Raw genomic sequence first — 12,567 nt, forward strand, 5'->3', positions numbered from 1 at the left:
GCCATACTTAAAGTGATTGGATGTGAGGATAATGACACCTGAAAAAATTATTCTTGATTGTGATCCCGGACATGATGATGCTTTAGCGTTAATGATGGCAGTTGCAAGCACGCAGATCAAATTATTGGGTGTAACAACGTCTGCTGGTAATCAAACGCCAGATAAAACATTAAATAATGCATTACGGATGTTAACTTTGCTTGGTACAACGGATGTTCCAGTTGCTGGTGGGAATCACCGTCCGCTGATGCGGAATTTGAAGATTGCTGATTACGTTCATGGCGAAACTGGATTAGATGGAGCTGATTTACCGGAACCGACCTTTGAACCAGTTGACCAACCAGCAGTTGAATTAATTGCTGATATTTTACATTCTCAAATTGAGCCAATTACGCTGGTTGTTACAGGACCAATGACTAATATTGCATTGTTTTTAAGAATTCATCCAGAATTAAAAAATAAAATCAAACAAATTGTTTTCATGGGTGGCGCAGCCGGCCAAGGAAATGTTCACCCGACAACGGAATTCAATATGGCAGTTGATCCAGAAGCCGCTAAAATAGTTGTTAATGAAGGTATTCCGTTAGTGATGGCGGGCTTGAACGTTACGTTAAAAGCGCAAATTTGTTCTGATGATCTTGAAAGAATGCGCAAAATCAATAATCAGGTTGCTCAAGCAATTACAGGACAAATGGAGTTTTATGGAAAATGGTACGGTCAGGACGAATTTGGTTTAGCTGGAACACCAGTCCATGATCCATGCACCATTGCTTATTTATTGAAACCTGCAATTTTTGAAACTCATACAGCCTACCTTGATGTTGAAACTCAGGGACAATTGACTGCAGGTGAGACAATAGTTGATTTCGCTGGATTAATGAATCGGAAACCGAATGCGAAAGTCTTAATGAATCTTGATCGCCAACGGTTTGTCGATTTAATTATTGATTTACTTCATCAATTTGACTAAAAGAAAAGGATCGCTTCAATGCGATCCTTTTTACATTATGCATTCTTTTTATTATTTCCCATTTTAAAACTAATTAAGACAATCAGCAGGTTGATTGCAGCTAGAATTGCAGTCATTACGAATACATCTGGATATGAAAAATGACCAGCAATAATTGAACCAAGCATTGGCCCAATAATACTTCCAATTGCCTGGAAAGATTGCATATAGCTGAAGACGCGACTAACAACGGCATCAGGGGCATTATTCATTAGGACCGTTTGGGCAAGTGGCAGTAACGCTGCATCCGAAATTCCAATCAGGAACCGGCAAATTCCTAGTGTATATACATTGCCGACCCAACTTGTTGCGAAAAAGACGCATCCGGAGAAAATCAATCCGGCAACTAAAACTTTGCGGGCACCAATTTGATCGCCAAGATCACCGAATCGATGAGCAGCCATAATGGTTGCAATTCCAGGAAGGGCGGTGATAATTCCGCTGACAACGGATACGCTGCCATGGCCATGCAACAGTTGCCGAACAAATAGACTGATAACTGGGTTGATTGACTTAGTAACAGCGTTTACCAGCATTGCGGTGATGAACATCGCAATGACGATTGGTAAACTGTTAACTTGAGCCAGTGCCGATTTTTCCTTTTGTGAAGCATTTTTGGCAACTTCATGTGGGGTAAATTCTTCTTTAACAAACACAAGGGCTAAAATTCCAGCAATGAACATAATGATTCCAAAAAGGTAGAAGGTCATCCGATAACCCCAAACTTCGGCAATCATTCCACCAATAATTGGGCCAATCAACTGTCCTCCGACTCGACCAGTTGTTAAAATTCCCATTGCTTTTCCACCCTGATTATCAGGGACTTCACTTGCAACTAAGGCCTGCGAATTGCTATTGTATCCTGAAAAACACCCATATACAAACCGCCAGAAAATCAAAATCCAAATATTATGTGCAAGTCCGCATAAAAATCCTGTAATACACATTCCAAACGCTGATCGTAAAATCATTGGTTTTCGTCCGGTCTGATCAGCTAATTTGCCCCATAAAGGCGAAACAATTGCTTGGCTAATAAAAGCGACAGCGTAAGCTAATCCGGAATAGAAAGTTAATTGAACATTTGTAAAATGAGCCATTTGACTAATAAAAAGGGGTAAAAACGGCAAACACATACTGAATCCAGTCCCGGAAACAAAATCCCCAAATGCTAAAACATATAAGTTTTTCCGCCATTGAGGCATTTCCTTAATATTCAAATTGATCATCTTCTCAATCTCTAAATTAGTATACTTACTATTTAAAACTAAAATTCCAAAGATGTAAATATTAAAACGACTAACCATTTATCGTTAAAAAATGTCCGGTTAGCGAAAAAGGATTCGCTTGGAGGATAAAATTCGGTATAGTAAGAATGAAATTATTTTAGGAGGGATCAGTTTAGAAATGATAACATTAATTTTAATTGCATTGATTAGTCGTAAAATGATTGAAATTACAATGGCGGAGCAAAGTTAAATGAAGTATCAATTTAAAGCAGATTCAGGGGTTAATGAAACCAACGTTTTAATTACAGCTCAAACAAAAAATCATGAAGTTGATGAAATTGAACGAGCACTTGAAAAAATTCAAGAAGGAAGTCAGATAATTACGATTAATGTACATCAGGCAGTTTATCGGATTCATTTTAATGAAATTATCTTTGTGGATGTTTGGGGGGATTATACCACTATTCATTTATTAGAACGGAATTTTAAAATTCACCAGCCACTTCATAAAATTGAAGAGCAACTTCAAGATGATCGGTTCGTTCGCGGTTCACGCAGTTTGATTTTAAACTTGGACTTTGTTGAAAAATTTCGCAGCAGTTTTTCAGGGACTTACTTAGTTGAAATGGCTAATCATCAGAAAGTTGCAATTTCACGACGATATTGGAAAAAGGTTAAGGAAAGGGTGTTTCAAAAATGAGATGGTTAATTGAACTGCTTCAACGAATGATTATTGGAATTGAAATTGGAATTACCTGTTATGTTTGGATTGGCGTTACATGTTATTCATCGGTGAAGTTGACATTGCCAATTGCCACGGACATTTCTTTAATGGGCGCAGTAATTGGCATTGCAACTATCGTTTTCCGAATTCCGCAGCTTAATTATTATTTTGCATTCTTAATTCATTATCTCATTGTTTTAGCTGCAAGTTGGATTTTCTTGAAACCAATTTATAAAGTATATTATGGAATTAACTATCAATTTAATTTTCAAAGCATCTTATTTATTGCGGTTGTTTACCTTATTATCCAGTTAGTAATTCGTTTCATGCAAATTAATGAGGTTCAGCGCGTTAACCGTCGTTTAAAGCAAAAACAAAAGAATAACCACTGATATTTAATTCATTTCATCCGCGTTAATTTTTAGGCTCAGTAACCATAAAAACAAATCAGCCGAAGTCTTAATTTTAAAATTTAAGACTTCAGCTGATTTGTTTAATATTCAAAATTGAAAGGGGACCAGGAGAAGAAGAGAAAGCGACTTATTTTAACTTCCGAAGGGCGTCCTTTTGGGCTTCCTGATTGACGTGGGTATACAAATCAGTTGCGGATGTCCCTTTTTGCCCTAATTGTTGCGATACTAAGACACGGTCTTTGGTAATTTCATATAGCTCTGATGCCAGCGTATGCCGTAATTTGTGAGGTGTTAATGGATGTCCAAATGCGGTAGAATATTTTTTGATTAACTTTTCGATGGCATTATATGTAATGCGACGAACTTCACCATGATATTCAGTGACAAAGAAGGCCTTTTGATCCTTCGGTGGATTATACCGATCTTGGCGAATTTTAGCATAGCGTTCAACATATTGAACAACCCATGGCGCAATTGGAACAGAGTCCCGCATGCCGCCTTTTCGCGTAACATCAAGCATTGCATCCTCAAGATGGAGGTCCTCAACATTGACGTTGGCTGCTTCTGAAACCCGAATTCCAGTCCCAAGAATCATCGCAGCAATGCAAATATCGCGTTCTTTATTTTTCTTGAACGCAGTTAGAGCCCGCGGATCACAATTTTTTTCATACTCATTTTCGATAAAATCAATGAATTCATATTTCCGTTCACCAGTGTACATGTGCGTTTCAAGGTTGTGAGCACGGTAATTCAACGTTTCCGTGGTATTTAATGAATCAATTTTAAGCATCACGTTATTGGTAAAATATGGCTTTCCATCTTCGGTATCCGCTGTAACGGTCAAAAACTTAAACAATGATCGTAAAGCATTGATTGACCGGTTAATGGATGTTGGCGAATTAACGTGTCCTTGCTTATTTTTAGAATGTTTAAGGAAATCAATGTATAACATAATGTCTGACCGGCGTAATTGAGCAAGTGTTTCAACTTTGATTTCTTTATTTTGATTGGCATTTGAAATTCCTGATTCACGTAGCCAATCAAAGAATCGACGAAATTCCGTTAAATATTGATAAATGGTTGTAATGGAATGATTAGTTTGCAAATAAAAGTCTCGGATATAAATTGGTAGTTTTTTTAATTCAGTTTGGATTAGCGGCAAGTAACGATCGTGATCCATATCATAAATCCTTTCTAAAGCTCAACAAGGGGATAACTAATGTTTATATTTAACCCGTTATTAAAATTATAGTTTTAATGACCAACATATGCAACTCCAAAATAGGAAAACTTAATGATTTAAATTATGATGTTTTAATCGTTTAAAGCAAATCCGGTCACAGATTCCAATCATTGGTTCTTGAAATAATAATCCAAAAACCGTTCCAATATTAATAGCAACAATTTGATGACTAATTAAAAATGTAATTGTAACGATAATGATTGCTGGTAAATAAACGGCAATCATTGCTTTGGTTGAATTTCCATTAAAAAGTCTGAATCGAATGATTTGTATCAAATCATCTGCAGGATGCAGCATTCAATTTACGCGTTGATATCGATACTGAATAAATCAACAAAAATGGTATTAATGATAAATAATGCATCCCAAATTACCATATATTGATGATAATCGACAAACAGCAAGTTCAATTTTAGATTGTTATTTGTATTCATTAGTAAGCATCATTCTTTTCTGATGTCGGTTATTAAAACTATTATACTATAAATTAATAAGTTTGATTCGATTATATTAGTAAATGTAATTAATCGCTAAATTTTTCTAATTTATTTTTAATTTAATTAATGATTGACAAATTATTGATTAAAAAATACAATGTAAACAAGGTTTAAATAGTTAGGAGGAATTCAAATGGCTAATCGCAATAATAACGGTAATAATTTAAATAATAATATTTATCGCCATATTATTGCAGAAAGCCAGTAAATTTTAATTCATCATGCTATTAAAGCTTTATATTAAAAAAGTATGAGAATCGGCTATCTGTATAATTAGATAGTCGATTTTTTTTAGGAGGAATTTGCAATGACAAGTAAATATCAAACACTAAAGGATATTCAGGCAGTCAAACAAACTTTTAGCACCGAGTTAGCTAACAATCTAAGTTTGATTCCGGTCCCTGCCCCACTTTTTGTTACAAAAGATTCAGGGCTAAATGATAATTTAAACGGCGTTGAGCGACCAGTAAAATTTCTTACTAAACAAGGCGACGATTTGGAAGTGGTTCATTCATTAGCTAAATGGAAACGTTATGCACTTGGTGAATTTGAAATTGATCCTGGGCATGGAATTGTAACTGATATGCGTGCGATTCGACGAGACGAAGATTTAGATGCAATCCATTCTTACTATGTTGACCAATGGGATTGGGAAAAATGTATTTTGAAAGAACAACGATCATTAGACTTTTTGAAAGAAAATGTTATTAAAATTTTCAACGCTTTAAAGACAACAGAAGATGCAATGTTAAAAAAGAATCCTCAACTTACGCAAAAATTACCTGAAGATATAACCTTTGTTAGTTCTCAAGAATTAGAGGATGCTTATCCCGCATTATCTCCAGCTGAACGTGAAGATGTGGTTGCTAAAAAGTACGGAGCCATTTTTATTACTGGAATTGGTAAAAAGTTAAATTCAGGGAAACGTCATGATTTGCGAGCACCTGACTATGATGATTGGGATCTTAATGGAGATTTAATTGTTTATAATCCAGTTTCAGGTCATAGTTTAGAACTTTCATCAATGGGAATTCGGGTTGATAAAAAATCGTTGATAAAACAGTTAGCGGAATGCGATTGTTCTGAACGCCTTGAATTGCCGTTTCATAAAAAAATTATTAATGAAGAACTTCCCTATTCGATTGGTGGCGGAATTGGGCAATCAAGAGTATGTATGTTTATGCTTGAAAAAGAACATATTGCAGAAGTTCACCCTTCAGTTTGGGACTCGGTTGAAGAAACAGTGTCATCGTTGATTTAGGAATAAAAGTGAGGTTTAAAAATGATTAAAAAACATTGGCGTTTTTCGTTGGGGTGGCAAATAATTACGGGTTTGATAGTGGGACTTTTTCTAGGATGGATATTCAATAATAATGAACATTTTATTAAGTTTGCCAATGGACTAGGAGCAACCTTTATTAATCTTATTTCAATGATTGTTTTACCGATTGTTATTTCAAGTTTAACGGTTGGGATTGCTAATTTAGGTGATATTAAAAAATTAGGAACGATTGGCTTAAAAACGCTGATATATTTTGAAATTTTATCAACAATTGCGTTTATCTTAGGAATATTGGTTGCAAATATTACTCGTATTGGGTATATGATTGATTTAAGTCATTTGAAAAGTGTTGACATTTCGCAATATATCCATGCTGCTAAAGCAAATAAAGATCAAGGAATTGGTTCGCTTTTATTATCAATTGTGCCAACGAATATCTTCTCGGCTCTTTCTAAAGGAGCAATGTTACCAATAATTTTTTTCTGCGTCCTTTTTGGTTTAGGAACGGCAGCGATTGGTGAAAAAGGAAAAATTGTACTTGATTTCCTTAATGCTATTGCGGCAATAATGTTTAAAATAACAAATTGGGTCATGCGTTTTGCACCGTTTGGAGTGGCCGGACTGATTGGCGCAACGGTTGCTGAATTAGGAATTACAACACTTAAACCGCTGTTTATCTTTATTTTGTTAGCGTATTTAGTAATGTTGATTTTTATTTTTGGAGTTTTAGGAATTACCTCTAGAATATTTGGATTGCGAATTACTGACCAAATTAAAGCCGTTAAAGAAGAATTAATTCTTGCATTTTCGACGGCAAGTTCAGAAGTTACGTTACCCGGTCTAATTGAAAAAACACAAAAGTTAGGTGTTACCAAAACAATTTCAGCATTTGTAATTCCTACCGGATATACGTTTAATCTTGATGGATCAGCAATCTATCAGGGATTGGCAGCAATTTTTATGGCACAAGCATATCATTTACATTTAACCTTTTTACAACAGCTGACCTTAATTATTACTTTGATGATCACTTCTAAAGGAATGGCTGGAATCCCAGGTGCTTCGTTTATTGTTTTGATGACTTCGGCTTCCGCAATTGGTATTCCGGTCTCCGGATTAGCACTAATTGCAGGTATTGACCGACTTGTAGACATGGGAAGAACGGTTGTTAATGTAATTGGAAATGTAACGGCTACTTTAGTAATTGGAAAATTAGAAAATGGATTTAGTCAAAAGAAACATGATGCTTATATTGCTGGTATAGAAAATGCATAAAAAATAAGAGGTTGCGATGAAAAGCAACCTCTTATTTTTTAGTTTAAGTTGTTAATGTTATTCTCTAATTGCATGCTTAATACCATAAATAAAATAGACAACGATTCCTAAAATAAACCAAATAAGAGTATATAATTTTGCTGCATGATCTAATCCTATAAAAACTAATAAACTAAATATAAATGATAGTATTGGTAAAAGTGGATATGCAGGAACTTTAAATGCCGGTTCAGGAATATCTTTTCCTTCGCGTTTTCTTAAGAAAAAAAGTCCAACTGAAACAAAAATAAAGGCAATGATCGTTCCAGCAGAAACTAATTGTGATAGGAAGCTAAATGGAAGGACCGAACTGATAATCACTACAATAGTCGTAATTAAAATAACTGAATTTTTGGGTTGCTTATTGCAATCTAATTTGCTGAACATTTTCGGTAACATCCCATCGCGACTAAATGAGTAAATCAGTCGTGAACCAGACAGCATGAAACCAATCGCGGCAGTGAACATTCCAAAGACGGCGATTAATTGGACGATGGTTGCAATTAACGGATGATGGATCGCCCGTAATGCAATTCCGATTGGTTCTGCACTTGCAGCGTATTTTTGATATGGAAGAACCCCAATTAAAACGCTGCTGACAGCAATGAAAAAGATCGATGCGATTGCAAGGGAACCAATTATTCCTCGCGGCATTGTTTTTTGCGGCTCAATCGCTTCAGCCGAGTTAGCGGCAATGGCATCAAATCCGAGATATGAAACAAAAATCATTGAAACTCCAGCATAAATTCCTTGCCATCCTCCAAAAGCACCATTCGTTGTTGCGTGATATGCAGGAATAAACGGATGGAAATTACTTAAATGAATGGCAGTTGCACCAACTGTCACGAATAAAATAATTGCAAAAATTTTCAAAACAACTAGGATATTTTCAACGAGAGTGACCTTTGATAGATTCTTCGATACTAATGATCCAACAATTAAAACAATGATAATGGCTAAAATATCCAAAATTCCGCCTTTTTGACCAAGCGGATTTGCTAAGAAAGTCGGAATTTTAATTCCAATTGATGCTAAGATTGGTTTTAAATTTGATGATATTCCAGAAATTACAAATGAAAGACCGATAATATATTCAGCTAAAAGCGCCCAACCGACAACCCAACCAGGCAATTCGCCAAAAATAACATTGATCCATGTATAAGCTGAACCAGCAAATGGCATCGCGGCTGACATTTCAGCGTAAACCAAAGCGACCATCCCAGCAACGATCGCTGCAAGAATAAACGAAATGATAACTGCAGGGCCAGTGTGCATTGCAGCCACTTCACCTGGTAAGGTAAAAATTGAAGTTGAGACGATCATCCCAATTCCTAGTGAAAGTAAATCTTTAACGCGAAGTGACCGTTTAAGATGACCGTCTTTTAATTCGTATTTTTCGGGAGGTTGTCGAAAAAACATTCTTTTTGATAAATTCATTCTCTCTTCTCCTTATGCAAAATAATAAATTCAATCTTTCGATGTTATGTATTGTAGCATACGATTAAATTAAAATAAAATATTTTTAATCGTTCTAATCTAAATTTAATCTATATTGATGATGCATTAGACTTGCTGTTATGAAAAAGAGAAAGGATAAAATGTTAAAAACGAGCGTAGGGAAGCAGAAAAGTGAATGAATCGCGTCAGTATAGATTCGGAGGTTTTCGAACTTCCACTTAACTCGTTTGTTTTGGAACTCGATTATAATAAAGAAGTTGCGACTTATGTCACAACCTCCTCTCTTTTACAAATTAAATCGGTTTTCAATTTTACCCTGCTGCTTCTTTGAAACAACGGTTGCTAAAAATAGCAATGCAAGAACAAATAAAATAAATGTTCCTAATGGATTTCCGTGGTTATTCAGCATGGTAGTTGAATGCGATGTTGATATTCCGATTGAACATGCATCCAGTAGTCCATGAAGTAAAATCGGCATAATTAAGTTTCCAGACTTTAAATAGATGACGGCTAAGATAATTCCTAATAAAAACGTTCCAATCATCTGTAACAAGGTTTGATATGCAGATTGATGAAGAATATTCATTGAATGGGTAACTCCGAAAAGGAAACTGCTAAGGAAGATTCCCTTCCAAATTGTATGCTTCGATTGTACGTGATGCATGATGCTTGGTAATAACATTCCTCGCATAATGAATTCTTCAGCACACGCAATTAGAAGTGCAGTTACTAAACAAAATAGCGGCGCATGGATTCGGCTAAGGTTCTTTTCGAAAACGATCACGTACAAGACAATCAAAAAGTCACCTAAAAATGAAAGGTAAAATGTCTTTTTAAAAAGCAGCTTTTCATGAGTGTAGAAATGATTGAACCCCCAGCAGAAAATCAGCATGATAATTTCAAGAATTCCCATTCGGAAAAGAATCCGCTTTTGCAGATCAAAGCCGTCCCCGATATGGAATTTGAGAAAGACCCATTCCCAGCAGAATTGGATCAATAAAAAGCAAATCAACCAAATAACATAAGTAATTAATGGTTTAAGTTTTGAATTCTCTTTCATTTTTCTTTCCCTTTTACCTTTAATAATTGAAAATTAAAATAATTCAAAAATATTATATCATAACAAATATTTTGAACTTTCAAAATATTTAACTATTAATTTTTGGATAAGTTCGAAAAAAAGGCATGGTTTTGGTTGACAACCTTTACATAATTAATTATTCTACACTTATAGGGATTTATCTCTGTAATTTAAAATTACTAATAAACACTCCAGCTACTTTTAAGATACACCCATTCTTTGCTGAAGTGTTTATTTTTTTATAAGGTGATCAATTGACGAGTCCTTTATTAATATGCAAGGACGTTGCAATTTTTGCTTGTGAAGTTTGGCCCTGGCGTGCGATGCATGCCACAATAATGGTTGGCTTGATTTGTTACGTTGGGTTTTTATTCCCCTTTCTAGATGAATTTTAGATAAATAAGGTCCGGTCAAATCAATGATTATCAGATTTACGATTAATGTTATCTTCTTTATTGCATTAGTAATGGTCGTTTCAAACTTAACTCCTGTCTGAGTCATGTTTGTTTATTTTTTCTATAGTCTTACAATGCCCTTTGGATGGAAATGCCATTTTCAACGCGTTTTGACAATATTCAGAAATGCTTCGGTATTCTTAAATGAATTTAGGAAAAGGCGTTTCTTTTTTAGTTTCTTAATGATTACAACAATTATTGGTTTTATTGCCGTGTTAACAGCATTTAAGTATAAGCGCAACCGTTTAAAATATAATAAAACCGCATGAACATTGATTTCATGCGGTTCTTTGTTTCTTTATTATAAGTTTGGATCCATTTTAAATGTTAAGCCGGATAATTCCGTTCCACGAGTAATCAATTCTGCGATAAATTCCTTTGTCCGTTGGTTACAATGTGCAACAATTTCATGATTTTTATCTGTGAGAAATTTAGTTAATTCTTCCCCTTTTAAATTATGAGTAGTAACATATGTGTTAACTTCATCGACTTTTATATGACTCCATTGGGAGAGTTCTTTTTGGAAGTCTAAATCAGCTTGAATAAAATCAGCATAATGACTTTCAACAATCATAGCTAAGGTTTCATATAGCCAGTAGGCACTATCAGTTTGGATATCCATTTTTACTGGAGTATTGCTATATGATGGGTCGGTGTCATCGGCATTCGTGAAGAATGGGATATGGGGACAAAATGCCGGAACACCGAATGAAAGCCATTGAACGCCCTCACCATTGGATTGCATTTCAAGGATATGCGAGTTGGCGGTTCGAGAAAGCGAAATTGCCCGATATTTTTTCCGATCGTGTGAATCTCCGTTACCAAGCGGATCATATTTGGTTTCGTTATAATGTGATTTCAAAATATATTGAATATCTTCAAGCGAGATTTTCCGACTAGGTTTGCAGATAAATGGCATATTTGGTGATTCGGGTTCCTGTTTAACTTCAGGATTCAAGTATCGTTGTGCAAACCAAACGCGTGGTGTGTTGTAGTGGTGATCTTTTTCAGTATTTGTTCCGAAGATATGACGGAAATTGAACTTTCCTTCATCGGGATTTAAATGATTTTGGGTAACAAATTTTTGAATACCATTGGACCACATAAAATTCACAGAATCATTGAAATTGATTTCTTCAATTGCAATTTGGTTGGCAGCAACTGCATAACAGTCATCCGGAATACGAACGGCCACCCAGTGATGTCCGGTTGCAATTTCCATATACCAAATTTCATTACGGTCACTAAATTGAACTCCATTCCCTTCAGCTGCGCCATATTTTTCAATCAATTTTCCTAGATATTGAACCCCTTCACGTGCAGAATTTATGAACGGGAGCACGAGAGTGGTCATTGAATCTTCAGCTAGACCGTCTTTATTATAGGGATCACAAGCTAATACGCGTTCATTAGCATAAACACTTTCAGTTGCTGATTCGCCGACCCCTTTTTCATTAAAGCCGTCTTCTTCATTAATTCCATCTTCCATGGTAACGTTAGGTGTTGAAGAATAACGATATCCGGATTTAGGTAATGGAACTTCAAGTTTATTATAAGTTGATTTGTAGGTTTCTGTACGATCTGTAATTGCCGGCTGAATTAAAAATCGTTTGGGATAAATTGCAACCAAGCGGTCTTCATTGCGAGCAATGTAAGTTGAGCCATTTAATGAAGCCTTTTTTCCTACCATTACAGATGTACAAGCTGATTTTTCAATGCGATCAATCATTAAAATTCCTCCTTTATTTTTAATGTTGATTACACTTACGATTGTAACATAGGCGAATTATTTTACGATGTTATTTACACATTTGAGAATTAATTTTCAATTATCAGTTTATTGATTTTGAGTATAAAAATTCCTC

General features: G+C 35.2%; 13 protein-coding genes. 6 read left to right on the forward strand and 7 right to left on the reverse strand.

What is annotated here, in order from left to right; all coding sequences use genetic code 11:
• Window positions 1-31 precede the first annotated feature (31 nt).
• Window positions 32-970: a pyrimidine-specific ribonucleoside hydrolase RihA gene (rihA, locus tag FC64_RS06265; RefSeq protein WP_057907048.1), complete on the forward strand. Its 939-nt coding sequence runs from the start codon at window positions 32-34 to the stop codon at window positions 968-970.
• A gap of 35 nt (window positions 971-1,005) precedes the next feature.
• On the opposite strand, the gene FC64_RS06270 is transcribed toward rihA, so the two are convergent.
• Complete coding sequence (locus FC64_RS06270; protein ID WP_202987278.1) at window positions 1,006-2,226, reverse strand: MFS transporter; 1,221 nt, start codon at window positions 2,224-2,226, stop codon at window positions 1,006-1,008.
• 127 nt (window positions 2,227-2,353) lie between these two features.
• On the opposite strand from FC64_RS06270, the gene FC64_RS07515 reads away from it, so the two are divergent.
• The 3 genes from FC64_RS07515 to FC64_RS06280 are packed head-to-tail and all read left to right on the forward strand — an operon-like array spanning window position 2,354 to window position 3,351.
• Window positions 2,354-2,485 (forward strand): hypothetical protein, encoded by a 132-nt coding sequence (locus FC64_RS07515; RefSeq protein WP_268888288.1) that lies wholly within the window; start codon window positions 2,354-2,356, stop codon window positions 2,483-2,485.
• Window positions 2,486-2,935, forward strand: coding sequence for a LytR/AlgR family response regulator transcription factor (locus FC64_RS06275; RefSeq protein WP_057907050.1), 450 nt, complete (start codon window positions 2,486-2,488; stop codon window positions 2,933-2,935).
• Window positions 2,932-3,351, forward strand: a complete 420-nt coding sequence (locus tag FC64_RS06280) for a DUF3021 family protein (RefSeq protein ID WP_057907051.1) — start codon at window positions 2,932-2,934, stop codon at window positions 3,349-3,351. Before FC64_RS06275 ends, FC64_RS06280 begins: the two co-directional genes overlap by 4 nt.
• Window positions 3,352-3,499: 148 nt before the next feature.
• Here FC64_RS06280 and xerS read toward each other — a convergent pair whose 3' ends face one another.
• The 3 genes from xerS to FC64_RS07520 form a co-directional block, all read right to left on the reverse strand.
• Window positions 3,500-4,552, reverse strand: coding sequence for a tyrosine recombinase XerS (gene xerS, locus FC64_RS06285; RefSeq protein WP_057907052.1), 1,053 nt, complete (start codon window positions 4,550-4,552; stop codon window positions 3,500-3,502).
• Window positions 4,553-4,663: 111 nt separating this feature from the next.
• Window positions 4,664-4,912, reverse strand: a complete 249-nt coding sequence (locus tag FC64_RS06290; RefSeq protein WP_057907053.1) for a hypothetical protein — start codon at window positions 4,910-4,912, stop codon at window positions 4,664-4,666.
• A 5-nt stretch (window positions 4,913-4,917) separates the two neighbouring features.
• On the reverse strand, window positions 4,918-5,049 hold the full coding sequence (locus FC64_RS07520; RefSeq protein ID WP_268888289.1) for a hypothetical protein: 132 nt from the start codon (window positions 5,047-5,049) through the stop codon (window positions 4,918-4,920).
• 370 nt (window positions 5,050-5,419) lie between these two features.
• Between FC64_RS07520 and asnA the strand changes: the two genes are divergently transcribed.
• Window positions 5,420-6,373 carry an aspartate--ammonia ligase gene (asnA, locus tag FC64_RS06295; RefSeq protein WP_057907054.1) on the forward strand — a complete coding sequence of 318 codons (954 nt, stop codon included), beginning with the start codon at window positions 5,420-5,422 and terminating at the stop codon, window positions 6,371-6,373.
• Window positions 6,374-6,394: 21 nt separating this feature from the next.
• Window positions 6,395-7,669 carry a dicarboxylate/amino acid:cation symporter gene (locus FC64_RS06300; RefSeq protein WP_202987279.1) on the forward strand — a complete coding sequence of 425 codons (1,275 nt, stop codon included), beginning with the start codon at window positions 6,395-6,397 and terminating at the stop codon, window positions 7,667-7,669.
• 57 nt (window positions 7,670-7,726) lie between these two features.
• Here the strand turns inward: FC64_RS06300 and FC64_RS06305 are convergent, their stop codons facing one another.
• From FC64_RS06305 to FC64_RS06320, 3 genes are all read right to left on the reverse strand, one after another.
• A complete protein-coding gene (locus FC64_RS06305) occupies window positions 7,727-9,145 on the reverse strand; it encodes an APC family permease (RefSeq protein WP_057907055.1) in 1,419 nt (472 codons plus the stop codon).
• 307 nt (window positions 9,146-9,452) lie between these two features.
• Entirely contained in the window at window positions 9,453-10,226 is a 774-nt protein-coding gene (locus FC64_RS06310; RefSeq protein WP_057907056.1) for a CPBP family intramembrane glutamic endopeptidase, read from the reverse strand.
• Between the two features lie 777 nt (window positions 10,227-11,003).
• A complete protein-coding gene (locus FC64_RS06320; RefSeq protein WP_057907058.1) occupies window positions 11,004-12,431 on the reverse strand; it encodes a C69 family dipeptidase in 1,428 nt (475 codons plus the stop codon).
• Between the last annotated feature and the right edge of the window lie 136 nt (window positions 12,432-12,567).

This window comes from Ligilactobacillus araffinosus DSM 20653, from assembly GCF_001435375.1.
Classification (GTDB): Bacteria; Bacillota; Bacilli; order Lactobacillales; family Lactobacillaceae; genus Ligilactobacillus; species Ligilactobacillus araffinosus.

Bases quoted from the DNA above. Each gene is read 5' to 3' on its own strand.
- rihA (WP_057907048.1), top strand. From the start codon at position 32: ATGACACCTGAAAAAATTATTCTTGATTGTGATCCCGGACATGATGAT.
- FC64_RS06275 (WP_057907050.1), top strand. From the start codon at position 2,486: ATGAAGTATCAATTTAAAGCAGATTCAGGGGTTAATGAAACCAACGTT.
- FC64_RS06280 (WP_057907051.1), top strand. From the start codon at position 2,932: ATGAGATGGTTAATTGAACTGCTTCAACGAATGATTATTGGAATTGAA.
- xerS (WP_057907052.1), bottom strand. From the start codon at position 4,552: ATGGATCACGATCGTTACTTGCCGCTAATCCAAACTGAATTAAAAAAA.
- FC64_RS06290 (WP_057907053.1), bottom strand. From the start codon at position 4,912: ATGCTGCATCCTGCAGATGATTTGATACAAATCATTCGATTCAGACTT.
- FC64_RS07520 (WP_268888289.1), bottom strand. From the start codon at position 5,049: ATGAATACAAATAACAATCTAAAATTGAACTTGCTGTTTGTCGATTAT.
- asnA (WP_057907054.1), top strand. From the start codon at position 5,420: ATGACAAGTAAATATCAAACACTAAAGGATATTCAGGCAGTCAAACAA.
- FC64_RS06300 (WP_202987279.1), top strand. From the start codon at position 6,395: ATGATTAAAAAACATTGGCGTTTTTCGTTGGGGTGGCAAATAATTACG.
- FC64_RS06305 (WP_057907055.1), bottom strand. From the start codon at position 9,145: ATGAATTTATCAAAAAGAATGTTTTTTCGACAACCTCCCGAAAAATAC.
- FC64_RS06310 (WP_057907056.1), bottom strand. From the start codon at position 10,226: ATGAAAGAGAATTCAAAACTTAAACCATTAATTACTTATGTTATTTGG.
- FC64_RS06320 (WP_057907058.1), bottom strand. From the start codon at position 12,431: ATGATTGATCGCATTGAAAAATCAGCTTGTACATCTGTAATGGTAGGA.